Source organism: Gordonia sp. NPDC003425 (genome assembly GCF_053588635.1).
In genome coordinates this window covers 62365-84771 of sequence record NZ_JBSFQI010000011.1, presented here as the reverse complement: position 1 = coordinate 84771, position 22407 = coordinate 62365, and the positions used below count along the sequence as shown (strand labels likewise).

Sequence of the window (22407 nt, the reverse complement as noted above, 5' to 3'; positions counted from 1 at the left end):
GTGATGACGACCACCGCCGAACCGCTCTCGTTCGGCAACAAATACCGCAGACTGCTGCTGGCCGTCGTGTTGCTCGGCGGCCTCACCCAACTGGCGCTGGGCAGCTTCTATCTGGGTGTCGGGCACTCCCCGTCGCCGCGGCACATGCCGATCGGCATCGTCGGCCCGCAGGCGCAATCCGAAAAGCTCAGCACCACACTGGAATCCGACGGAAAGTTCGACGTCTCATCCTATCCGTCGATGGATGCGCTCACCGATGCCATCAAGGACCGCACGGTATCCGGTGGCCTGCACGTCACCGAGCAGGGCGTGGTGGCGGTAACGGCCGGGGCGGGCGGAACCCTCCCGGCAGGTACCCTCCGTGCCGTCGCCTCCCAGATCAACGTCGACAACGGTCTCCCGCAGACCCTTCCCGTCGACGTGGTGAAACTCTCCGACGACGACATCAACGGGTCCTCGATCGGCTATATCCTGCAGGTGATCTCGCTGGGCGGCAGCATCGCGTCGCTGGGACTCGGCCGCCTGATGCCACGGGTGCCGCAGTCCATGCGGCGAGGCTTCGGGCACGTGGCCGCGCTGATCGGCTACGCCGCGGTGTCGGCGGCCATCGTGCTGTTGTTCTCGTGGTTCTTCGGTGTGGGCAGCTCGGCCGACAACTGGCGGCTGTTCGGCACCTACACCCTGATCTCACTGGCCATCACCGGTTCGACAGCGGGGTTCGTGACCCTGTTCGGTCCCATCGGGTCGCTTGCCGGCGGCTTCTACTTCCTCATCGGCGCCACCCTGTCGGGGTCGTCCATCCCCTGGGATTACCTCCCCGGCTTCTGGGCGGGTCTGGGCAAGTGGCTGCCCACCGGCGGCGGTGCGCAGCTGATCCGCAACTCGCTGTACTTCCCGTCGGCGGGCAACACCACGGCCTTCGTGTGTCTGGGACTGTTCGCGGGCCTCGGCGTGGTGATCGTGCTCGTGTGGAACATGCTCGGCAACAAGGGTTCTCGTACATCTGCGCTCGATGTCGACATCATGTACCCCATCACGCACGAGCACCATCAGCACCTCGACGACGTGACCCGCAACTAGAGTGTGAGGCGTGGAATCGATGGTCGATCTGAACGTCCTGCCGGTACCGGTCATCGCCGCGCCGATGGCGGGCGGCCCGAGCACCCCGGAACTGGTGACCGCCGCCGCGCGCGCCGGTGGGCTGGGCCTTCTCGCCGGCGGGTACAAGTCGGTCGACGGCCTCGCCACCGAGATCGGCCGGGTGCGTGACGCCGGCGTCACCGGCTTCGGGGTGAATCTCTTCGTGCCGGGTGCTCCGGTGCGGGATCGGGCTGCGGTGCAACGCTATCGCGACGCACTCGTACCGGTGGCCGCCGAGTACGGAACCTCGGTCGGCGAGATCGTCGACGCCGATGACGACGCCTACCAAGGCAAGATCGAGCTGATGATCCGCGGTCGTATCCCGTTGGTGTCGTTCACCTTCGGATTACCCACCGCGTCTGAGGTCGAGCGGCTGCACGGCGTGGGAAGCACGGTGGTCGCCACGATCGCCGACACCCTCGGGGCACTCCGGGCCGCCTCGGTCGGCGTCGATGCGCTCTGCGTGCAAGGCACCGAGGCCGGTGGCCATCGGGCCACCCTCGACGTCGACGCCGTGCCCAACACCACCTCGACTCCCGACCTGGTGCGTGCGGTGGCGTCGCTGGTCGACCTGCCGCTGGTGGCGGCGGGCGGGATCGCGACCGGAGCCGACGTCGACGCGGCCTTCGCCGCCGGTGCCATGGCCGTGCAGGTCGGCACCGTTTTGCTCGACAGCATCGAAGCGGGCACCAAACCCACGCACCGTGCCGCACTGCGGGATTCGCGATTTCGCGAGACCATCGTCACCCGCGCGTTCTCCGGTCGACCCGCACGTGCCCTGCGCAACCGCTTCACCGACACGTTCGGGCCGGTGGCCCCCGCCGAGTACCCGCAGATCCACCACCTGACCACGCCCATCCGCGCGGCTGCCGCCGCCGCGGACGACCCGGACAACCTGAACCTGTGGGCCGGAACGAATGTCACCGGACTGCCGCGCGGCTCGGCCACCGACATCATCACGGCACTGTGGTCGCAGGCCACCGTCGCGGCGGCTCAGCGCTGAACTGCGGCCACGTCGCGCAGCGCGTCGGCCACGAGGTGCATCGCAACCGTCGTCGCCCGGTCACGTACCGCGGCACGGTCTCCGGGCAGACGCAGCGTTCGGGTGAGGGTGGGCCGCCCGGCCAGCGCCACCCCGAACCACACCGTGCCGACCGGTTTGTCCGGCGTGCCACCGTCGGGACCCGCGACGCCGGTGGTGGAAATGGCGGTGTCGGCGCCCAACCGAGCCAGCGCACCCTCGGCCATCGCGGCGGCGACGGGTTCGCTCACCGCCCCGTGGCGGGCAATCAGCGAGGCATCCACGTCGAGCACCCCGCTCTTGACGTCGTTGGAGTAGGACACCACCCCGCCCATCACATAGCTCGATGATCCGGGCCGGTCGGTGAGCCGCGCGGCCACCAGTCCGCCGGTGCATGATTCGGCCGTCGCGATCCGGCGGCCGGTCAGCAACGCGGCGAGCTGATCGTCGATCGTCGAGCCGTCGGTGGAGAACACCTGCCGCGAATGTGCGGCAACGAGGAAGTCGGTGAGCGCGGCGTAGCCGGCGGCGGCGGACACCGGGAATCGGGTGACCATCTCGATCTCGCCGCGTCGTAGGCAGGTGGTGATCTCCAGGGCGTCGAAGTCGCCGACCTCGCGTTGCGCCGCGCGCAGCGACTCGGCCAGATCGGCCTCGGGCAGTCCGAACATCCGGATCGTCTGCTGGCGCATCTCGTCCCTACCCGCCAGCGCCGCGGTGACCGGTGCGGTGCCCAGCGCCGCCGGCCACATCCGCTGTAGTTCCGGCGGCGGACCGGGCAGGATCAGCACCGCGGGCAGGGTGTGGACGCCACGCGGATCGGGGCCGGCCGGGATGGCCACCCCGGGAGCGGTACCTGTTGGCGGAATCGACTGCGCCCCTTCGGGAACCAACGCCTGTTTGCGGATTCCGGCGCGGGTCGCCGCCGAGAGTGCCTCGTCGGTTTCGCGGTGCTGCCATCGTCGGATGATCTCGGCGATGTGCCGTTCGAGGGCGTCATCGACCTGTAGGTCGCGGCCGGTGAACGCGGCCACGGTGGCCACCGTGAGATCGTCGGCGGTGGGCCCGAGCCCGCCGGTGGTGACGATCAACGAGACATTCTCGGACGTGAGGAATCGGAGCTGCGCGGTGAGATCCTCGGGGCGGTCGCCGCATACGGTGATGTGTGCGACGTCGACCCCCATCTCCAGCAGTTGCTGCGCCACCCACGGCCCGTTGCGGTCGGCGATCCGCCCGGAGAGAACCTCGGTCCCGGTCACCACGATGCCCGCGCGCACAGTCACGACGTCGAGCGTAGGCCGCTCGGCGCAGCCGTGTTGCCGCAACCTCCTCGAGCACGACCTTCGGCGCACGTCACGACGTTGCCGGACCCAGGCGACCGTCGGTGCGATGGCGATCGATGACCGCATCGGCGCGTGCGTCGGCATCGTCGAGCAACCGACCGACCCCACCGCTGGTCCGCCGGACCACCCACCGCGAGGCGATCAGTGGCTTCAGCCACCCCGCCAACGCTATCCATTCGGGCACGTGGACTCGTCGGCTGCGGTTGGCCATGCCACGCACGAATGCGTCGGCGCAGTCGGCAGCGGTGATCTCGGCGCGCATCGGCCCCGGAAGTGTCGCGATCAGGTCGGCGAAGGTGGGGAACTCCGACTTGGCCTCCCGGACCATCGGGGTGTCCACCCACAGCGGATGCGCGGAACCGACATCGACACCCATGGGACCCACCTCGGCGGCGAGCACGCTGGCCAGGTTCTCCACCGCGGCCTTGCCCGCCGAGTACGGTCCCATCCCGGCGGCCGGCGCATACGCCGCGGTCGACGACACGATCAGCACGTACCCGCGCCGCTCGATGACCGACTCGATCGAGGCGCGGATGGTGTTGAACACCCCGATCACATTGACGTCGATGACCCGGGCGAACACCTCGGGATCGAGATGTCGGAGGCTGCCGAACCAGCCGATGCCCGCGTTCGCCAGCACCAGGTCGATGCCGCCGAATCGGGTCACACCCGCCTGCACCGCCAGCCGGACCTCCTCGAAGGAGGTCACATCCGCGGTCGCGGCCACCACCGAGTCGGTGCCGATCGATTCCACCAGCGAATTCAGGCCGGCATCGTCGAGGTCGAGCAGGACGAGTCGGACGTCCGCCGCGGCCAGCTTCAGCGCGGTGGCCCGGCCGATGCCGCTGGCGGCGCCGGTGATGAGCGCCACCTTGCCGTTCAGTGCGGACAGATCCGGCCGGTGCCGAAGTCCGAATTTCTGGAGCAGAAAGTTGCGGTCTGCCATCGTGTCTCCCAACCGCCGAGGCGTGTGACCTGCGCTTGGGCATCGAGGCTACCGCGTGTCGATGCCGTGACGGCATCCTGCGATCGACCGATTGCGTCGGACGAAAATCACCCCCATCCGAGTTGGCGCCGGCACCGAAGACCTGATGTATTTCGGGGGGAAGTCTCTGCGCCGGCCGGATCAAGGAGCACGCACGCTATGGACCACGACCTGGTGGTGCTCGTCGACGACGAGGGAAACCCGATCGGATCCGCCGACCGGCAAACGGTGCACGGCCCCGACACACCGCTGCATCTCGCCTTCTCCTGCCACCTCGTCGACGACGACGGCAGACTCCTGATGACGCGACGCGCGCTGAGCAAGAAGACGTGGCCGGGGGTGTGGACCAACTCGTTCTGTGGTCATCCGCGGCCGGGTGAATCGGTGCAGGACGCGATCAAGCGGTATTCGCAGCGCGAGTTGGGCCTCGACGTCGAGAATCTGCGGCCGATCCTGCCGGACTTCCGCTACCGGGCCGTCGACGCCGGTGGCGTGGTGGAGAACGAGGTGTGCCCCGTCTTCGTCGCCCGCCCCACAGGGCCCGTCGACCCCAATCCCGACGAGGTGGCCGAGTACGTGTGGGCGCCGGTGGCCGATGTGTGGGTGACCGCCCGGCGCGCACCGTGGACGCTCAGCCCGTGGTTCGTCGAGCAGGTGCGCGATCTCGGTGCCACCGACGACCCCTATCGCCTCGCCGTCACCGGAGACGTCGGATGAGCGGGCGGGGGAGATCGGTGGACCACGCCCCGCCGCACGAGCGGTACGACGAGGTTGCCGAGGCCAGCGCGGCGCTGGTCATCCGCTCCTACTCGTCGTCGTTCGGACTGGCGTCGAAGCTGCTCGGCGACACCGTGCGCAGCGACGTCCGCAACATCTATGCGCTGGTGCGGGTCGCGGATGAGATCGTCGACGCCCCCCGGCCCGACCAGGACGCGGCACAGCGACGGATCGCGCTCGACGAACTCGAGCAGGAGACGCGCGCGGCCCTCGACCGCGGGTCGAGCAGCAACCTGGTGGTGCACGCGTTCACCCGTACCGCACTACGCACCGGAATCGGGCCCGAACTCACCGCCCCGTTCTTCGCTTCCATGCGCACCGACATCGACCGCACTGTGCACGACGACGAGAGCCTGGCCACCTACATCTACGGATCGGCGGAGGTGGTGGGGCTGATGTGTCTGCGTGCGTTCCTCGTCGCCGAACCCGACGCAGACCGCCGGTACGACGAACTCGCCGACGGCGCCCGGCACCTCGGTGCGGCCTTCCAGAAGGTCAACTTTCTGCGCGACTTCGGCACGGACAGTGGGGATCTGGGTCGCCGCTACCTGACCGGCCTCGACCCTCAACACCCCACCGAGGCGGCGTGGGTCCGATGGCTCGACGACATCGACGCCGACCTGGCTGCCGCGGCACAGATCATCCCCCGGCTGCCGGTGAGCAGCCGGGTGGCGGTGTGCACGGCCCACGATCTGTTTGCCGAACTCTCCGCGCGCCTACGCGCCACCCCTGCCGTGCTCGCCGCGCACCATCGGGTGCGGGTGCCGAACATGGTGAAGTTTCGCCTCGCCGCCGCCGCGGCGATGCGGCGTGGACAGCCACGTACCCGACGGTCGGAAGGAACTCCCGCGTGACACGCAATCGCAAGACGGTCGTGGTGATCGGCGGCGGGGTGGCCGGACTGGCCACCGCGGCACTGCTGGCCGCCGACGGACATTCGGTGGATCTGGTGGAGCGCCGAACGGACCTCGGTGGCCGCGCCGGCCTGTGGGAGCGTGACGGGTTCCGCTTCGACACCGGCCCGTCGTGGTGGCTGATGCCACGGGTCTTCGACCACTTCTTCGAGATGCTCGGCACCTCGACCGACAAGCAGGTCGACCTGGTGCGCCTCGATCCTGGCTACCGGGTGTTCTTCGAGGGTGAATCCGAAAGTCTCGACGTGCGTGGCGATCTCGCGCTCAACCGGCGGCTGTTCGAGACCGTGGAGCCCGGCAGCGGTGCGGTGCTCGACGACTACCTCGATTCGGCACACGAGGCCTACGACATCGCCGTGGACCGCTTTCTCTACACCAACTTCGACACACCGTCGGCGTTCCTCAGCGCCGAGGTGCTGCGGCACGCGAAGACACTCGCCGTCCTCCTCGGTACGAGCCTGGACTCCTACATCTCGTCACGCTTCACCGACCGCAGACTGCGGCAGATCCTCGGCTACCCGGCGGTGTTCCTCGGCTCGTCGCCCGAGCGTGCACCGGCGATGTATCACCTGATGAGCTGGCTCGATCTCGAAGACGGTGTCCGTTATCCCACAGGGGGTTTCACCACCCTGATAGCGGCGATCGCGCGGCTTGCGCAGGAGCACGGGGTGCGGGTGCACACCTCCACCGAGGCCGTCGAGATCCTCACCCGGCCCACCGGCCGCCGGGTCGGGCGCCGGCGTAACGAGGTGACCGGCGTCCGTGTGCGGCCCGCCGACGACGCCGATCGTATCCTCGACGCCGACGTGGTGATCGGTGCCGCCGACCTGCACCATGTGGAGACCCGCATGCTTGCGCCGAGCCTGCAGACCTATCCGCAACGATGGTGGGACAAACGCACCTCCGGACCCGGCGCGGTGCTGCTCTACCTCGGGGTCCGTGGTGCGTTACCCGAACTCGAGCATCACTCGCTGTTCTTCACCGCCGACTGGAAGAGCAACTTCGACGCGATCTTCGAGACCCCTTCGGCCGTACCCGATCCGGCGTCGCTGTACGTCTGCAAGCCGTCGGCGACCGACGACACGGTGGCACCGGATGGGCACGAGAATCTGTTCATGCTCGTGCCGGTGCCCGCCGATCCCGGCCTCGGACACGGCGGTGTGGACGGAGCCGGCGACCCGGTCATCGAGCGGACCGCCGACCGTGCGATCGAACTGGTGGCCAAGTGGGCCGACATCCCCGACCTCGCCGAGCGGATCACGGTGCGTCGCACCGTGGGGCCGGCCGACTTCGTCACCGATCTGAACTCGTGGTCGGGTGGCGCGCTCGGACCGGCACACACCTTGTGGCAGAGCGCGTTTCTGCGTGCCAACAATCGGTCGGCCAAGGTGGATGGCCTCTACTACGCGGGTGGCGCCACCCGGCCGGGCATCGGGCTGCCGATGTGCCTGATCAGCGCGGAGCTCATCGCGAAACGTCTGCGTGGGGACCACTCCCCGGGCCCGACGCCTCCCCGATGAGCCTTGCCACGATCCTCGCCGACAGCATCACCAGCGGCAGCCCACCGCCGGGATGCGACGAACCGCCCACCAGATAGAGGCCGGGGACCCCAGATGCGTTGGCGGGCCGTAGAAACGCCGCGCGGGCGCCGTTCGACGACGATCCGTAGATCGAACCCCCGGGGGTGAGGGTACGCCGCGCCAGTTCGGCGGGTGTCAGCACGATGCGGTGACGTATCCGGTCGCGGATGTCCACGCCGCGCTCGGCCATGATCCGCAGTATCCGGTCGGCGTACTCGTCGGCCAATCCCGGTGCATCCCAGTCGGTTCCGTGCTCGGGGTCGTGGCGGGGTGCGTTCACCAGGATGAACCACGCGCCGGTGCCGGGTTGGGGTACCACGGCCGGATCGTCGGCGGCGGCGATGTACACCGTCGGGTCGGCAACCGGGCGCGCCGTGCCGCGCTGGCCGAACACCGCGTCGAACTCGGCGTCGTAGTCGTGCGGGAACAGCACGGTGTGGTGCGGGTGATCGGCGGGCGCATTGTCGATGGCCGCGAGGATCACGAATCCCGACAGCGATGGCGTCGCTCGTCGCATGCGGCGAGCGGCCCGCCGGGCGGCGCGGGTGTCGATCAGATCGCCGTATACCTGCGCGGCATCGGCGTTGGCCACCACCAGATCGGCGTGCCGGCGCGTGCCGTCGGACGTGACGACCCCGGTGATCCGGCCGTTTCGGGTGCTCAACCGGACCACCCGCTCACCGGTGTGCACCGTGCCGCCGAGTTCGACGAACCGGTCACGCAGTGCGCCGGCGATACGTCCCAGCCCACCGGGGATGTACCACGATCCCCAGCGCTGTTCGGCCCACGGGACCGAGGCGAGTGCGGCCGGTGCGCGACGCGGATCGGAGCCGGTGTAGGTGGCGTAGCGGTCGAGGAGCATCACCAGTCGCGGGTCGTCGAAGTAGCTGCGGCCCAGGCCGCGTAGCGTGCGCCACGGCGCCACCGTCGTGAGGTCGGACACCCGCCGCGAACCGGATACCATGTCGCGCAGGCTGATCGGCGATTCGAGGAACGGACCGTGCGTGGCGTCCCAGATCGCCGAGGCGCGTTCGAGGAATCGCGACCACTGCGCCCCCCGACCGGGGCCCAGCGCGGAGTCCAGTGCCGCGGGGATCTGGGTGAGGTCGCCTGGCATGTCCAGACCCGACCCGTCCGGGAACCGGTAGCGGGTGGCGGTCGGAAGCCGTTGCAGCGTCAGGTAGTCCGACAACGGCGCACCGGTGTCGTCGAACAGCTCGGCCAGAATGTGGGGCAGGGTGACCAGTGACGGTCCCGTGTCGAAGACGAAGCCGTCGTGTTCGATCACGCCGAGCTTGCCGCCGACCTCGTCGGCCTGTTCGAGCACGGTCACCGTATGACCCTGCGCGCGCAGCCGTAGGGCGGCGGCCAGGCCGCCGACTCCGGCTCCCACCACGATGATCTCGCTCATCGGTGCACCGCCACGGCACGACCCTTCCACCGCAGTGCCCCGCGTCGGCGTGCGATCACCGAGTCGGCGGTAAGAGCGGCCAGCGTCACCACCGACGCGGGATGGGCCAACGAGTCCGGCCATACCCGACCACCGGTGCGACGCGCACTCACCGCACGCGAGGCCACTCCGGCGGCATATCCGAGCAGACCGACACGCGATCCGGTGAGCGCGGCCAGTGGCGGCACCACATAGGCCAGCGTCAGCATCGACATCACCGCGGCCGCACCGGTGGGGGAGCCGAACGCCGACCACAGCGACTTGCGGTATCCGGCATGGACTTCCGACCATCCCTGATACATCCGGCACGACGCGACGGTGCTGCCGTCGGCCACCGAACCGAACCCACCCGCCGCTTTCACCGCGCGGAGCAGTGCGATGTCCTCGAGCACCTCGCCGCGCACCGCCTCGTGTCCACCGGCCCGCAGGTAGGCGCCGGAATCGATCGCGAGAAGCTGGCCGTTGGCCGCCGACAGGCTTCCGCGCGAGGACCTCTCGGCGGCCCGCAGCGGCAATGTACTCATCCACGACCACTGCAGCAGCGGCTGCACCAGCCGTTCGGCAGGTCCGCGCACGATCTGCCGTGGGAAAGGAGACACGAGCGACAGGTCGAGTTGGCGCATCAGCGCCACGGTGGCGGCCAATGCGTGCGGTTGTACCCGCACGTCGGCGTCGACGAAGACGAGGACGCCCGGGCGCTCGGCGCCGGCCAGCACATGCAGCGCCAGTTGCGCACACGCCCAGGGCTTTCCGAGCCAGCCGCCCGGGGTGGGGGCGCCATCGAGGATCTCGATGCGCGGCTCCGACGCCGCGACGGCTTCCAGTGCGGCCCGGGTGCCGTCGGCGGATTCGTCGTCGAGCACCACGATCGCGACGGGTCCGGGCCAGCGGTCTGCCGCGGCGACGATCGCCGACAGGCATGGCGCCACATTGTCGATCTCGTCACGCATGGGCACCAGGACGGCCAGCGATTCGACGTCGGGGACGGCGGCGGGGTCGGGCACCCGGATGTGCCGGGCGTTGTCGACGGTGAGCGCCAGCGATGCCAGCGCCATCAGCGATCCCGCGCAGACCGCAGCGCGTCCCACGTCATGACCGTGCACTGCGCACCTCACGGAACCGCGCGGCACGCGCCTCACGGATCACTGAGACGGCCAGTGGGACCGCCACCACGCCCATCACCACCGCGCCGACCACCGCGACCGGGGGCCGGCCGAAGAAGGCCGCGTGAGCGAAGACCGACGAGAAGTACGTCCACAGATATGCCGTCACCGGAACCGCTTCTGTGCGCAGCGTTGCCGTGGGGGAGCGGTCGGGGACCGCCCTGTCGAGCACGGCGACCATCAGCAACGACACCAGAAACCAGCCCGCGAAGTTGGTGAGCGGGATGCCATCGACCCCGGGTAGCGACGGACGTGTCGAATTCCACTGCCAGTAGCCGAGATCCACCATCTGCGGATCGAGGAACACATCCCACGCGGTGAGCGCCCAGGCGCCGACGACCGCCACCGCCACGCGTCCGTACCGGCCGACGAGGCGTCGAGCCACCACCAGCGCAGGCCAGCTCATCATGACCCAGGCCAGCGGAACCAGCACCGGAACCCCGGCCACCTGCACACCGAGGGTGCCCGTGTAGTCGTAACTGCCGAACGGGTATCCGGTGCGCACCCCGATCGCCTCCGCGCACAACCCCCCGATTCCGGCGACGACGGCCAGCACCGCCATCGCGCGGACCCCGCCGGTGGCCGTCGCATCGATGAGAACCGCTCCGGCCAGCAGCAGCACGCTCGCCGCGGTCATCGCCAGGGTGCCGCCGGCGGTGAACGGAAACGCCATCTGCAACAGGATGTTCGCGCACAGCAGCACCCACGCGAGAGTGCGCAGCACGCGGGGGGTGCGTGCGCCCGAGGCCGAGACGGGATCGTCGGTCATGTCTCGTCCGCCGACGGTGTTCATCTCTCGCCTCCCGCGCAGGCCACCGCGGGGCGCGTGTTTTCGGGTACAAATGGCGACATGCGGGAGTTCACGTACATCGCCATGCTGGTCTTCGTGCTCGTGATGACGTTGCCACTCGAGTTGGTCCTGCGGACACGGGTGTACGCGAAGCCGGTGCGACTGCTCCTCACGATCGGTTGCGTGGCAATCCCATTCGTGCTGTGGGATATCGCGGCGACACATGCGGGCCACTGGCGGTTCGACCTCAGCCAGACATTGGGCATCGTGCTCCCCGGCGGTCTGCCATTGGAGGAGTGGGGATTTTTCATCGTGGTGCCCATCGCGTCGGTGCTCACTCTCGAGGCGGTGCGAAGCGTGAAGCGATGGACGGTGGGCGACGAGTCCGCGTGGGCCAGGCCCGACGCTGGGGGCGCGAAAAGTGAAGAGGAGGAACAGAAATGACGCACACCGTGGCCTCGTTGCTCGGCATCGGCGTGACCGTCGTCCTCGATCTGTGGGTGCTGCGAACCCGACTGCTCACCCGCAAGGCGTACTGGACGGCCTATGCGATCGTGTTGTTCTTCCAGCTGCTGACCAACGAATGGCTCACCTCGCGTGGTGTCTTCATCTACGGGTCCGACGCGATCCTCGGGTGGCGCATCGGTCACGCGCCCATCGAGGATTTCCTCTTCGGCTTCAGCGTGGTCACCCAGTCGATGATGTGGTGGGTGTGGTGGGGCCGCCGGGGAGTCGAACCCGAACCCGGCCCGGGCCCGATCCCCGTGGTCGCACGCCGGTTGCCCGAGACGAGCGACTGAGCGGATACGCACGACCGTCGATGAGCTCACGATTGACGCCAGACGCAGCGATCGATCAGTCCCGCCAGCGCGTACCGGGTGGTCGCATCGACATCCAGTTCGTCGACCGTCGCCAATGCCTGTGCGGCAAGGATTTCGATGCGCTGCTCCACGGCCGCCACGGCACCGGTGCCGCAGAACACGTCGCGCACCGCGCGCAGATCGGTTTCGGTGATTCCCGGATTGCCCAGCGAGTCGGCCAGAAGGCGTCGTTCGATATCGGTGGCGCGTTGCTCGGCGAGCGCGACGAGCAATGTCCGTTTGCCCTCGCGGACGTCGTCGATCACCGGTTTACCGGTGACGGTCGGGTCGCCGAAGATGCCGAGCAGATCGTCGCGGAGCTGAAACGCCTCTCCGGCGGCCAGGCCGATGTCGTTGTACTGACGCAGAAGCAGCGCGGGCGCACGACCCAGTGCGCCACCGAGCCCCAGGGGCCTGCCGATCGTGTACAGCGCGCTTTTGAACCGCAGCACCGCGCGCGCCCGCGTTTCCGAGGTGCTCGGCAACGTCTGGCTCAGCATGTCGAGATGCTGGCCGGCGAACGCTTCGTCGCGCATCTGCGACCACATCGATCGCACGGTGGCACGGATGTCGCTGTCGGCGTCGGCGACCGCGGCGGCGATCAGATCATCCGACCAGGCCAGGCACATGTCGCCGGCGAGGATCGCCACCGCCGACCCGAAGTTCGCCGGGTCACCGTGCCTGCTGGCGCGGTGGTGCTCGTCGGCGAAGTGCCGGTGCACCGTGGGCAGTCCGCGGCGCGCGTCGCTGTTGTCCATGATGTCGTCGTGCACGAGGGCGGCGAGGTGGAACAGCTCGATGGCGGCCGCGGCCTCGGTGGCACCTGCGGGCAGGTCACCGCCGGCGGCGCCGCGCGCACCCCACAGGCAGAACGACGCCCGTAGTCGTTTGCCGCGGGCCGCGGCATCACTTAGCACCGTGGTGACCGCCGACAGTTCACCGTCGACCGAGGTCAGCACTTGTGCGTGCCGTTCGACCTGGGTGGCGATCACCCCGTCGACCAAGGCGCGGTCGGTGTCGGCGAGTGCTGCCGCGCGCGCACCGCCGTCGACGTGATCGGTTCCGGTGTCCGTCGCGCACATCGGCGCCTCCTGCGGTTCTGGTCAGTCGCCGATCGGCGACGGTGGCCACATGCAGACAGTCTTCGGAGCCGAGCACGCCGGAGATGGGTGGTCGCGGGAACCGATCAGCCGTTACGGAACCAGCCGGAGTTGTAGATGTTCCAGATGCCCTGCTGCCAGTAACCCCACGCGTGGGTGCCGACCGGCGGCAGGTCGGTGCGCAGGTTCACGCCGGCCAGCGGTGCTGCCGCCGCGAAGGTGCGGCTCTGCTCACCGGAGACCGCTTCGATCGCGCTGGAGTTGAACCCGGTGATGTAGAAGTCGACGTTGTTGGCGCCCGGAGGCTGGTGATCACCCCACACGCCGGTGCCCGCGTAGATCCACATGTGCAGCCCGCCCATCGAGGGCAGCGCGAGGGTCGGTGAATGGGTGAACGATTCCACGTTGGGGAACCAGCCCCACATGTCGTTGAGGTTGTAGTGACCGGCGTCCCAGGCCGCGGCACGCAGCATGGTCTGCATTCCGGTGGCCACCAGATTCATGAACCCCGACATCGAGACCACGCGGCTGTAGAGGTCGCGGCGCTGGTTGGCGATGGTGACCGCCTGGCTGGCCGACATCGAGAGGCCGACCAGGGTGCGGTTGTGGAAGTGTTTTTGGTCCAGGAATGCAGGCAGCGAGCCTTCGAGCACACTCTGCCAGCGATACGGCCGGGTCTGCCCGGCGGACGGGGACGGCCGTTGCCAGTCGGCGTAGAAGGACGACTGGCCACCGATGGGCATCACCACGTTGTAGCCGCGCAACGCCAGGTAGGCGACGTTGGTTTCCTTCTCCCAGCCGTTGTAGTCGTCGGTGGCCCGCAGGCCGTCGAGGAAGATGATGGTCGGCGCCTGCGCCGGCGGCGTGGTCTGCGACGGCCAGGCACGCACCGCGACGTCGTTGTCCATGCCGTAGCCGTAGATCTTCGCGTTGATGAAGCCCTTGATGTTTTTGGGGGACGGACCCCAGGCCTGGGCACTGCCGGTGCCCGCGATCAAGCCCACCACCAGAACCAGGGCGGACACCAACCAGGTGACACGTGTACGCGTGAGTGACACTCGAACTCTCTCCAAAACTCGGGAACGAAGCCCTTGACCAACCATGGGCGCGTCGACGGAGCAGGCAGCCCGGTCGGCGAATCGCAACACAGCCTACTCCGTGTCGTTACCGAATGGTGACCGCGCGCGAGCGGGACCCTGCGCGTGACCCCATCGACCGAGGCGCGGCAGGAGGCGCCAGGCGATCGCCGGCGACCAACGAACCGGCATTCTTGATCCGCCGCAGCAACGGGACGAGTTGGTAGCTCGTGATCCCCGGGGCCGACGCGAGCACTCCCGTGACGAATCGGTAGAGGTCGTCGGTGTCGCCCACCATCACGTTGGCCGAGATGTTCGCCCGTCCGGTCACCGCCACGGCGAACGGGATGTCGGGGTGGGACGCCAGGACGTCGCCGACCGTTGTGAGATGCCGCGGTTCGACGGTGAGCCACAGTGCGGTGCTCTGCAGTCCGATGGCGGCGGCGGCCAGGTCGACGTCGAAGTAGACCATGCCGGAGGCCACCAGCTGCTCGACTCGCCGGGTGATCCGGCCGGGCGTGGAACCCAGGGTGCGGGCCAGGGTGCTGTACGGGGTGCGGCCGTCGCGGGTCAGTTCGTCGAGCAGTGCGCGGTCGGCGGCGTCGAGACTCATCTGTCGCGGCGGTCCGTCGTCGCGCGGGATTCGGGTGGCCACCAGTGCCTCGGCCTGTGCGGGGGTGAGGTTGCCGCGCCAGCCGTCCCAGTCGGTCGCGGTGCCACCGGCAAAGGTGTGCAGCACCGCCGCGGGTGTGACGTCGAGAACCGGCGCGGCCTTGGGCAGTGTGCGGGTGAGCAGTTCGCTACCACTGGCGTCGTCGGCGCTGCGCAGATTGAACACCACCTCCCAGCCGGCGCCGTAGATCGACACCCATGAGACGTCGTCTCGGGCGGCGAGCGCGGACGCGATCGCGTCGGCACCCTCGGGACGGCAGCGCACCCGCACGAGCCAGGCGGTGTTGCCGAGCGCGCGGGGATCGGTGGCCATGGTGACCCGCAGCAGTCCGTCGCGACGCATCCGTCGGTAGCGCCGCGCCACTGTCTGTTCGGCGATGCCGAGTACGTCGGCGATCTCCCGAAACGAGACGCGGGGCGAGATCTGCACAGCGCGAGCGATCTGCGTATCGACAGCGTCGAGTACGGCGGAATTCAACGCTGAGCGAGCTCCCATGACCAGAATTCTATGTCCACGAGGGTCGATCGCGACTTCGGTGGGTGTCGCCGACCACACTGGGATTCATCCGCTCGAACCGAGGCGCCGGCCCGATTCGAGCAACCCGCCCGAACCGGGCATTCCCCTGACGAGAGGTTCAGAATCCATGGCACGCAAGTGGTGGACGCTTGTGGTGGTCTGTGCGGCAACGTTCATGTTGCTGCTCGACATCACGATCGTCGTCGTCGCACTCCCCGACATCCAACGCGCCCTCGGCGCCACGTTCAGCCAGGTGCAGTGGGTCACCGATGCGTACGCGCTCGCGCTGGCCTCGCTCCTGCTCACGTCGGGGTCGATCTCCGACAAGTTCGGTCGCCGACGCGTCTTCACCATCGGCCTGGTGATCTTCACACTCGGCTCGCTGCTGTGCGGGCTGGCGCAGGATCCGACGATGCTCATCGTGTCGCGGGCGGTGCAGGGTGTCGGTGGCGCCATGATGTTCGCCACCTCGTTGGCGTTGCTGGCGGCCACTTTTCACGGCCGCGAACGTGGAGTCGCGTTCGGCGTGTGGGGTGCGGTCACCGGTGTGTCGACGGCGCTGGGTCCCATCCTGGGCGGGGTTCTCACCAGCGGGATCTCCTGGCGGGCAATCTTTCTGGTGAACATCCCGATCGGGATCGCGGCGGTGCTGGTCGCCCTGCGAATGGTGGACGAGAGTCGCTCCCCGCACGCGCGTCGCGTCGACTGGCCCGGCGTGATCACCTTCACCGCAGGCCTTTTCGCCCTCGTGTACGGGCTGACCGAGGCCGGTCAGCGATCCTGGGGCGACTCGCTGGTGGTGGGATCGTTCATCGTCGCAGCCGTGCTCCTCGTGGCGTTCGTCGCGATCGAGTTCACCGTGGCCGAGCCGATGTTCGATTTGTCGCTGCTGCGCATCCCCACGTTCCTCGGTGGCTCGGTCTCGGCCTTCGCGATGAACGGCTCCCTGTTCGCGATGCTGCTGTACATCGTTCTCTACCTGCAGAATTCGCTCGGCTACTCGGCGCTGCAGACCGGTGTGCGACTACTGGTGTTGTTCGGGTGCACCATGGTGCTGGCACCGATCGCGGGTCGTCTCTCCGAGCGTGTCCCGGTGCGCTGGCTCATCGGACCCGGCCTGTTGCTGGTGGGCATCGGACTGTTCACGATGACCGGACTCGACGCGGACTCGGACTGGACGCATCTCATCGTGGGGCTCGTGCTGAGCGGTATCGGCAGCGGCTTGGTCAACCCGCCGCTCGCATCCACCGCCGTCGGTGTGGTCCCGGTGTATCGGTCGGGCATGGCGTCGGGTATCAACAACACCTTCCGTCAGGTCGGCATCGCGGTGGGTATCGCGGTGTACGGCTCGGTGTTCTCCGCCCGGATGACGTCGTCGATGCGCGACAACCCGGCAGGAGGGATCCACGCAGGCTACGCCGACGCGCTCAACGTCCTGTTCTGGATCAGCGGAGCGGTGGCCGTGGTCGGTGGCGTGTGCGCACTGCTGTTGATCCGGCAGAAGGACTTCGTGGCCTCGCAGGCACCGCAGCCCGTCGCGGGCGAACCGACCGCGTCGGGGACCGCAGCGGCGCACTGAACCCTGCTCGCGTCACCGCCGTCGCGCGTACCGTGGAGAGAACAGAGGAATCCGGCCCGGTGTATCCGCTGGGTTGGTTGCGTGAAAGTCTCACGGGGACAACGTCAACGGAGGTACTCAAACGATGAGCACGATTGCGATCGTCGGTGGCGGACTGGCCGCCGGCAAGGCGGCCGAGGCGCTGCGTGAACAGGACTTCGACGGTGACGTCGTGGTCTTCGGCGCCGAAGAACACCTGCCCTACGAACGACCCCCGCTGTCCAAGGAGTACCTCGCCGGCAAGAAGTCATTGCCCGACTTCACCGTGCACGACACCGATTGGTATCTCGATCAGCGGGTGGAGGTACGGCCCGGCACCCGCATCGAGAAGGTCGACGCCGCGGCGAAGACGCTGAGCCTGCCCGACGGTTCCACGTTCGGCTACGACACGCTGCTGCTGGCCACCGGCTCGTCGTCGCGTCACCTGGACCTGCCCGGGGCCGACGCCGACGGCGTGCACCACCTGCGCACCATCGACGACGCCGAATCGCTCTCCGATGCGTTGCCCGAGGGCGCACGCCTGGCGGTCGTGGGTGCGGGCTGGATCGGTATGGAGGTTGCGGCGAGCGCACGCGAGCGCGGCGTGTCGGTGAGCGTTGCCGAGTCGTCGTCGCTGCCGCTGCGGCGTTGGGCAATGAGGTGGCGCAGGTGTTCGCCGATCTGCACCGCGAGCACGGCGTCGACCTGCGCACCGAAGTCCAGGTGGACGAGATCACCACCAGCGGCGGCCGTGCCACCGGGTTGCGGCTTTCCGACGGTTCCACCATCGACGCCGACGCCGTGCTCGTGGCCGCCGGTGCGGTACCCAACCTCGGGGTGGCGCAGACGGCCGGGGTCGGGATCGACGGCGGCGGCGTACTCACCGACGCCGGGCTGCGCAGCAGCGATCCGAACATCTACGCGGTGGGCGACATCGCCAACGCGGAGCATCCGCTGCTGCGTCGCCGGGTGCGGGTGGAGCACTGGGCCAACGCACTCAACCAGCCGGAGGTGGCCGTCACCAACATGCTCGGCGGTTCTGCGCAGTACACCAACCTGCCGTACTTCTTCACCGACCAGTACGACCTCGGGATGGAGTACACCGGGCTGTCCGACGGCTACGAACGCGTCGTGTTCCGCGGTGACAAGCCCGGCCGCGAGTTCGTCGTGTTCTGGCTCGACGGATCCGATCACGTGCTGGCCGGCATGCAGGTCAACATCTGGGATCAGCTCGACAACGTCAAGGCGCTCATCACGTCCGGTCGCAGCGTCGATCCGGACAAACTCGCCGATTCCGGCATCGACCTCGCCGACCTCGTCGGCTAGCGCGAAACCCGCGGTGCGACAACGTCGTCCGCAGGCGCACACTGGAGGACGTGCATCCGGCCTCGACCCCGCTGACCCCCGACGTCGTGGTCACCGCGTGGCGGCCCGACACCGTCACCACGGTGATCGTGGTTGCCGTGGTGGTCGCCTACTGGCTGGGTTGGCGCCGCGCCGCGACGGTGCCGGTCTCGCGTGCGGTGGTGTTCACCGCGCTCGGTGGCGGGGTGTGGCTGCTGTCGGGGATCAGTGTGATCGGTGTGTACTCCGACACCCTCTTCTGGATCAGGGCCCTGCAGTTCGTGCTGCTGTTGCTCGTCGCGCCGTTGGGTCTGGCCCTGGGCACGCCGGTGACGGTGGCCCGCGACGCGCTGGGTGATGCGGGCCGCGCCCGCCTCGATGCGGCCCTGGACACTCGCGTGGCCCGCGTCCTACTGGGACCGATCGCCACGTCGGCGCTGGTGCTGGTCACGCCCTGGCTCATCTACTTCACCGGCTGGTACGAGTTGGTGTTGCGCGATCCGGCGGTGGACGCCGCGACGCGACTGCTGCTGGTGATGATCGGCGTGCTCTACTTCTACGCCCGCCTGCAGCTCGATCCCGTTCCGCACCGCTACCCGCAAGCGCTGTCGCTGGGCATCACCACGATGGAGAGCATCGCCGACGGCGTGCTGGGCATCGTGCTCTGGCAGGGTTCGTTGGTGGCCGCGGGGTATTACGAGTCGCTGCACCGCACGTGGGGCCCGAGTGTGCGCACCGACCAGACCATCGGCGCCGGCATCCTGTGGATTCTGGGGGACGTGGTGGGTCTGCCGTTCCTGATGCTGCTGTTCCGGCGTTTCCGGGCCGACGAGGCGGTGGCCGAACAGCGTGAGGATGCCCACGCCGCCGCGCACTCCGACGATCCGGTCGAAACGTCGGGTCTGTGGTGGGAGAACGATCCCAACCTGCGCGATCGTTATCGTTGACGAATGCGCACACCCGTCGAGCTGGGCTACGCCACCGCGCTCACCGTGCTGGCGGCAGGCCTCATCTTTCTGCTGGCACTGGTGCTGGGCGTCTGGAAGTACCGGCAGATGCGCGTCGCGCACGATCATCAGGCCCACCCCTACGTCGACATCGCGCACCGTTCGGCGTTGCTCTACTCATTCGCGACGTTGCTGGTCGCGGTGTTCGTCGAGCTCAGTGCCTGGCCCGAGTGGGTGAACCTGATCGCTGCCGCGGTGATGGTGGTGTTCTTCGTCGGTGCGATCGCGAGCTACATCGTGCACGGTGCGCGGCGCGACACCACCAATCAGTTCGCCGCCCCCGACGCCGCGCTGCGGGTGGCGATGGGCGCACTGATCGTGGGTGAGATCGGCGGGATGCTGGTACTGCTCGCGGGGTTCGTGGTGGGGCAGTTCGGCTAGCCCTGTTGCGCCTCGGCGGCGGCGATCTCGGCGCGCACCTGGTCCATGTCGAGGTCTTGCACCGCGCCGATCAGCTGTTCGAGCTGCGCGGGCGGCAGTGCTCCGGGCTGGTTGAACACCAGCACCCCGTCACGGAATGCCATCAGCGTGGGGATCGAGCGGATGCCGAAGCCCGCGGCGAGCTGCTGCTGTGCCTCGGTGTCGACCTTGCCGAACACGATGTCGGGGTGGGTCTCCGACGCCTTCTCGAAGGTCGGCGCGAACTGACGGCACGGTCCGCACCACGCAGCCCAGAAGTCGACGAGCACGGTGCCGCCGCCCTGGACGGTCGACTCGAAGTTGTCGAGGGTCATTTCTTGTGTACTCATGACCTCCACGGTACGTACCCCTAGGGGCATGTGCCACGTGTCGTCACGGTGCGACGGAGACCCAGTCGGCGAAGCCGGAGGGGTCGTGCCTGCCGATGATGAAGTGTTCGAACAGGCCCCAGCCCTCCCGTGTGGTGCCGTCGGCCTCGCGGCACTCGACGCGGGCGACATGGTCGATCGCGCCGAACGGCATCCGACCCACCACCGCGGGATCGTTCATGTCGTAGGTGAGACGTTCGGTGAAGGCCTCACCGCGCCACATGCCGTGCTGCCAGTCGGGATCACCGCCGTAGCCACCGCCGGCATGCAGTACGGCGGGTAGTAGGGAGGTCACCTCCAGGGTGACGGGGGAGCCGTCGAGCGCGGTGGCGGCGATGGTGGCACCGGTCGGGATGCGGGTTCCGGGCCGATAGTGGATGTCGAATCGCGGCCATCCCATCTGCTCGACCCGTCCGTCTTTCCACACCCGGCTGCAGTCGTTGAGGGTGCGCATCCCGTCCGGCTCCTCCTGCACGATGAAGACGAGCGCGAAGTCGTCGAACGCGACGGGCACATAGGTCCACCACATACCGTCGAACGGCGGGTCGGCGGGCCGGCCGGCGGGTTCGGGCTCCCCGATCGGACGGATGCCCCACGAGCGGTCGCGGCTGCCGATCCACGTGGCGGGTTGCACCGCGATCTCGGTGTCGTCGATCCGCAGCCATCCGCTCCACGAGCCGAGCTGGGCGAAACGCTGGGCGTCCAGCGTCACCCGATTGCCGCGGCGCATCAGGTGGGGCTGTTCCTGCAGCGGATCGAACAGGCCGTGCCAGGTCAGGTCCAACGCGATGCCCTCGGTCTCCTCCAGCACGAGGCGTACGGTGCGCAGCGGTTCGACGACCTCGATGCGGTAGGAGTTGACGCGCTGGTCGAGCCGGTTCTGGTCGATCGCGTCGGACAGGTGCAGCGCGGTCTGCTCGTCGCCGCGGCGGATGAGCACATAGGCGTCCTTGACCCCGAGGTTCGGGTAGTAGCCCAGTCCGGTGATGACGAAGATGTCGCCGGTGCGGTCGTGCGCATTGAAATAGCACCGGTCGTAGAAGTTGCGGTCCGACGACTCCGGCCACGCAATCGGTTGCGGTACTTGATGAATCGGGTACTCATCGAGTGGTCCGAGCATCAGGCGGCTCCTGCCAGTAGACGTTCGAGAAGCTGACGATGGTAGAAGAGTTCCGCGTCGATGTCGGTGGGCCGCGGCGCCTCGCCGAAGTGCACGCGCCGGTTCGCGGTGCGCATGAAGATCACTCCCCAGATGACGCCGGCGTAGATGTAGAACCAGTGCAGATCACCCAGGTCGACGCCGGTGAGTTCGCGGTAGGTGTCGCGCACATCGTTCTCGCGCAACACATCAGGCAGTCCCGGTAGGTTGCCGAGTCCACACAGCTCCTGAAAGACGTTGTGCGCGAAGATGAGCCATGAGACGTCGAGTTCCCGGGGGCCCAGGGTGGCCATCTCCCAGTCCAGAATGGCGGCCGGCGCGAACCCGTCGTCGTAGATCACGTTGCCGATTCGCGCGTCACCCCAGTTGAGCACCGGTTCCGCGGCGGCGATCTCGTCGGGAAAGTGCTCGTGCAGCCAGCCGAGTGCGCGTTCGAGGAGAGGTGACGGTCCGAGCCCGTCGGCGGCGAAACGATAGAACCGGTCGAGGTCGACGAGTCTGCGGTGCAGCGGGGTGGGCCCGTCGTCCGTGGCGCCGTCGGACGCACCCGCTTCGAGGAAGCCGAAGGTGGCGGCGGCGTCGGGGATCGAATGCAGGGTGGCGATCACGCCGACGGTGGCGTCCTGCAGTGCGCGGCGTTTGTCGGCCGGTGCGTCGAAGAACCAGTTGTCGCCGAACGTATACGGCATCACGTCGGGTGGCACCCGGCCGTCGACGCGGTCCATCACGAAGAACGGCGAACCGAGGATCTCACCGGTCGACTCGAGCCAGCGCACCGCCGGGATCGGCAGTGTGGTCAGCTCGGCGGCGCGCCGCATCACCTCGTACTGGTGGTCGAGGTGATAGCGCTCGAACACCGGGATGTCGGCGGGGCGCGGCTGCAGCCGCATGGCCCACCGCCCGTGCCGTCGTTCGTCGTTCTCGGTCCACTCGCCGGTGAGCATCACCGTCTCCGACGACATGCCGTTGGCGTCTGCCCCCGGCTCCACCACCACCGTCGGTGACGAACCCGGCGGCAGCCGCGTGCTCAGCCAGTCGGCGAGTGCTGCGGGCAGTGCGGCCGTGTCACGCGCAGATCGCTGCAGGTGGTCGACGTCCTCGAGGGTCGGTTGGCTGGCCATGGC

The 22407-nt window shown here is 68.4% G+C and carries 21 protein-coding genes and 1 pseudogene; 11 read left to right on the top strand and 11 right to left on the bottom strand.

The window, feature by feature from the left end:
- The first annotated feature begins 3 nt into the window (after window positions 1-3).
- Window positions 4-1080 (top strand): ABC transporter permease, encoded by a 1077-nt coding sequence (locus tag ACWDTD_RS14300; RefSeq protein WP_449747778.1) that lies wholly within the window; start codon window positions 4-6, stop codon window positions 1078-1080.
- A 19-nt stretch (window positions 1081-1099) separates the two neighbouring features.
- Entirely contained in the window at window positions 1100-2143 is a 1044-nt protein-coding gene (locus tag ACWDTD_RS14295) for a nitronate monooxygenase (protein WP_449747833.1), read from the top strand.
- Here ACWDTD_RS14295 and ACWDTD_RS14290 read toward each other — a convergent pair.
- A complete protein-coding gene (locus tag ACWDTD_RS14290; RefSeq protein WP_449747777.1) occupies window positions 2134-3444 on the bottom strand; it encodes a competence/damage-inducible protein A in 1311 nt (436 codons plus the stop codon). The two genes, ACWDTD_RS14295 and ACWDTD_RS14290, sit on opposite strands and share 10 nt — an antisense overlap.
- 70 nt (window positions 3445-3514) lie before the next feature.
- On the bottom strand, window positions 3515-4450 hold the full coding sequence (locus ACWDTD_RS14285) for an SDR family oxidoreductase (RefSeq protein WP_449747776.1): 936 nt from the start codon (window positions 4448-4450) through the stop codon (window positions 3515-3517).
- A gap of 198 nt (window positions 4451-4648) precedes the next feature.
- Here ACWDTD_RS14285 and idi point away from each other — a divergent pair, with 198 nt between their 5' ends.
- The 3 genes from idi to crtI are packed head-to-tail and all read left to right on the top strand — an operon-like array spanning window position 4649 to window position 7700.
- Window positions 4649-5206, top strand: a complete 558-nt coding sequence (idi, locus tag ACWDTD_RS14280; protein WP_449747775.1) for an isopentenyl-diphosphate Delta-isomerase — start codon at window positions 4649-4651, stop codon at window positions 5204-5206.
- Window positions 5203-6120, top strand: coding sequence for a phytoene/squalene synthase family protein (locus tag ACWDTD_RS14275; RefSeq protein WP_449747774.1), 918 nt, complete (start codon window positions 5203-5205; stop codon window positions 6118-6120). The genes idi and ACWDTD_RS14275 overlap by 4 nt, the downstream gene beginning before the upstream one ends.
- Window positions 6117-7700: a phytoene desaturase family protein gene (gene crtI, locus ACWDTD_RS14270; RefSeq protein WP_449747773.1), complete on the top strand. Its 1584-nt coding sequence runs from the start codon at window positions 6117-6119 to the stop codon at window positions 7698-7700. Before ACWDTD_RS14275 ends, crtI begins: the two co-directional genes overlap by 4 nt.
- Here the strand turns inward: crtI and ACWDTD_RS14265 are convergent.
- The 3 genes from ACWDTD_RS14265 to ACWDTD_RS14255 are packed head-to-tail and all read right to left on the bottom strand — an operon-like array spanning window position 7645 to window position 11142.
- A complete protein-coding gene (locus ACWDTD_RS14265; protein WP_449747772.1) occupies window positions 7645-9171 on the bottom strand; it encodes a phytoene desaturase family protein in 1527 nt (508 codons plus the stop codon). The genes crtI and ACWDTD_RS14265 overlap by 56 nt on opposite strands.
- Window positions 9168-10313, bottom strand: coding sequence for a glycosyltransferase (locus tag ACWDTD_RS14260; RefSeq protein WP_449747771.1), 1146 nt, complete (start codon window positions 10311-10313; stop codon window positions 9168-9170). Before ACWDTD_RS14260 ends, ACWDTD_RS14265 begins: the two co-directional genes overlap by 4 nt.
- Window positions 10300-11142, bottom strand: coding sequence for a carotenoid biosynthesis protein (locus ACWDTD_RS14255; protein WP_449747770.1), 843 nt, complete (start codon window positions 11140-11142; stop codon window positions 10300-10302). The genes ACWDTD_RS14260 and ACWDTD_RS14255 overlap by 14 nt, the downstream gene beginning before the upstream one ends.
- A gap of 81 nt (window positions 11143-11223) precedes the next feature.
- On the opposite strand from ACWDTD_RS14255, the gene ACWDTD_RS14250 reads away from it, so the two are divergent.
- Both ACWDTD_RS14250 and ACWDTD_RS14245 read left to right on the top strand, forming a co-directional pair.
- Window positions 11224-11607 carry a lycopene cyclase domain-containing protein gene (locus tag ACWDTD_RS14250; RefSeq protein ID WP_449747769.1) on the top strand — a complete coding sequence of 128 codons (384 nt, stop codon included), beginning with the start codon at window positions 11224-11226 and terminating at the stop codon, window positions 11605-11607.
- The gene (locus ACWDTD_RS14245; RefSeq protein ID WP_449747768.1) at window positions 11604-11963 is read left to right on the top strand and encodes a lycopene cyclase domain-containing protein; all 360 of its coding nucleotides are present in this window, start codon (window positions 11604-11606) and stop codon (window positions 11961-11963) included. Before ACWDTD_RS14250 ends, ACWDTD_RS14245 begins: the two co-directional genes overlap by 4 nt.
- 26 nt (window positions 11964-11989) lie before the next feature.
- On the opposite strand, the gene ACWDTD_RS14240 is transcribed toward ACWDTD_RS14245, so the two are convergent.
- The 3 genes from ACWDTD_RS14240 to ACWDTD_RS14230 all read right to left on the bottom strand — a co-directional run bounded on the left by ACWDTD_RS14240 (window position 11990) and on the right by ACWDTD_RS14230 (window position 15367).
- On the bottom strand, window positions 11990-13105 hold the full coding sequence (locus ACWDTD_RS14240; RefSeq protein WP_449747767.1) for a polyprenyl synthetase family protein: 1116 nt from the start codon (window positions 13103-13105) through the stop codon (window positions 11990-11992).
- Between the two features lie 104 nt (window positions 13106-13209).
- Window positions 13210-14148, bottom strand: a complete 939-nt coding sequence (locus ACWDTD_RS14235; RefSeq protein WP_449747766.1) for an alpha/beta hydrolase-fold protein — start codon at window positions 14146-14148, stop codon at window positions 13210-13212.
- A 139-nt stretch (window positions 14149-14287) separates the two neighbouring features.
- On the bottom strand, window positions 14288-15367 hold the full coding sequence (locus tag ACWDTD_RS14230) for an AsnC family transcriptional regulator (RefSeq protein ID WP_449747765.1): 1080 nt from the start codon (window positions 15365-15367) through the stop codon (window positions 14288-14290).
- 148 nt (window positions 15368-15515) lie between these two features.
- Here ACWDTD_RS14230 and ACWDTD_RS14225 point away from each other — a divergent pair, with 148 nt between their 5' ends.
- The 4 genes and pseudogenes from ACWDTD_RS14225 (at window position 15516) to ACWDTD_RS14210 (ending at window position 19717) form a co-directional block, all read left to right on the top strand.
- Window positions 15516-16967: an MFS transporter gene (locus tag ACWDTD_RS14225; protein WP_449747764.1), complete on the top strand. Its 1452-nt coding sequence runs from the start codon at window positions 15516-15518 to the stop codon at window positions 16965-16967.
- 124 nt (window positions 16968-17091) lie between these two features.
- A pseudogene (locus tag ACWDTD_RS14220) lies at window positions 17092-18311 on the top strand (NAD(P)/FAD-dependent oxidoreductase).
- Between the two features lie 50 nt (window positions 18312-18361).
- A complete protein-coding gene (locus ACWDTD_RS14215; protein WP_449747763.1) occupies window positions 18362-19276 on the top strand; it encodes a cytochrome c oxidase assembly protein in 915 nt (304 codons plus the stop codon).
- A 3-nt stretch (window positions 19277-19279) separates the two neighbouring features.
- Window positions 19280-19717, top strand: a complete 438-nt coding sequence (locus tag ACWDTD_RS14210; protein WP_449747762.1) for a hypothetical protein — start codon at window positions 19280-19282, stop codon at window positions 19715-19717.
- Here the strand turns inward: ACWDTD_RS14210 and trxA are convergent.
- From trxA to ACWDTD_RS14195, 3 genes are read right to left on the bottom strand one after another with little or no spacing between them, the layout of a single operon-like run.
- Entirely contained in the window at window positions 19714-20085 is a 372-nt protein-coding gene (gene trxA / locus ACWDTD_RS14205; RefSeq protein WP_449747761.1) for a thioredoxin, read from the bottom strand. The genes ACWDTD_RS14210 and trxA overlap by 4 nt on opposite strands.
- Before the next feature lie 43 nt (window positions 20086-20128).
- Complete coding sequence (locus ACWDTD_RS14200) at window positions 20129-21244, bottom strand: hypothetical protein (protein WP_449747760.1); 1116 nt, start codon at window positions 21242-21244, stop codon at window positions 20129-20131.
- On the bottom strand, window positions 21244-22404 hold the full coding sequence (locus ACWDTD_RS14195) for a phosphotransferase family protein (RefSeq protein ID WP_449747759.1): 1161 nt from the start codon (window positions 22402-22404) through the stop codon (window positions 21244-21246). The genes ACWDTD_RS14200 and ACWDTD_RS14195 overlap by 1 nt, the downstream gene beginning before the upstream one ends.
- Window positions 22405-22407: the final 3 nt, after the last annotated feature.

Excerpts from the sequence above, each read along its gene's own strand:
- ACWDTD_RS14300 (WP_449747778.1), top strand. The coding sequence starts at position 4 with ATGACGACCACCGCCGAACCGCTCTCGTTCGGCAACAAATACCGCAGA.
- ACWDTD_RS14295 (WP_449747833.1), top strand. The coding sequence starts at position 1,100 with ATGGTCGATCTGAACGTCCTGCCGGTACCGGTCATCGCCGCGCCGATG.
- ACWDTD_RS14285 (WP_449747776.1), bottom strand. The coding sequence starts at position 4,450 with ATGGCAGACCGCAACTTTCTGCTCCAGAAATTCGGACTTCGGCACCGG.
- idi (WP_449747775.1), top strand. The coding sequence starts at position 4,649 with ATGGACCACGACCTGGTGGTGCTCGTCGACGACGAGGGAAACCCGATC.
- ACWDTD_RS14275 (WP_449747774.1), top strand. The coding sequence starts at position 5,203 with ATGAGCGGGCGGGGGAGATCGGTGGACCACGCCCCGCCGCACGAGCGG.
- ACWDTD_RS14265 (WP_449747772.1), bottom strand. The coding sequence starts at position 9,171 with ATGAGCGAGATCATCGTGGTGGGAGCCGGAGTCGGCGGCCTGGCCGCC.
- ACWDTD_RS14255 (WP_449747770.1), bottom strand. The coding sequence starts at position 11,142 with ATGACCGACGATCCCGTCTCGGCCTCGGGCGCACGCACCCCCCGCGTG.
- ACWDTD_RS14250 (WP_449747769.1), top strand. The coding sequence starts at position 11,224 with ATGCGGGAGTTCACGTACATCGCCATGCTGGTCTTCGTGCTCGTGATG.
- ACWDTD_RS14245 (WP_449747768.1), top strand. The coding sequence starts at position 11,604 with ATGACGCACACCGTGGCCTCGTTGCTCGGCATCGGCGTGACCGTCGTC.
- ACWDTD_RS14240 (WP_449747767.1), bottom strand. The coding sequence starts at position 13,105 with ATGTGCGCGACGGACACCGGAACCGATCACGTCGACGGCGGTGCGCGC.
- ACWDTD_RS14230 (WP_449747765.1), bottom strand. The coding sequence starts at position 15,367 with ATGGGAGCTCGCTCAGCGTTGAATTCCGCCGTACTCGACGCTGTCGAT.
- ACWDTD_RS14225 (WP_449747764.1), top strand. The coding sequence starts at position 15,516 with ATGGCACGCAAGTGGTGGACGCTTGTGGTGGTCTGTGCGGCAACGTTC.
- ACWDTD_RS14210 (WP_449747762.1), top strand. The coding sequence starts at position 19,280 with ATGCGCACACCCGTCGAGCTGGGCTACGCCACCGCGCTCACCGTGCTG.
- trxA (WP_449747761.1), bottom strand. The coding sequence starts at position 20,085 with ATGAGTACACAAGAAATGACCCTCGACAACTTCGAGTCGACCGTCCAG.
- ACWDTD_RS14200 (WP_449747760.1), bottom strand. The coding sequence starts at position 21,244 with ATGCTCGGACCACTCGATGAGTACCCGATTCATCAAGTACCGCAACCG.
- ACWDTD_RS14195 (WP_449747759.1), bottom strand. The coding sequence starts at position 22,404 with ATGGCCAGCCAACCGACCCTCGAGGACGTCGACCACCTGCAGCGATCT.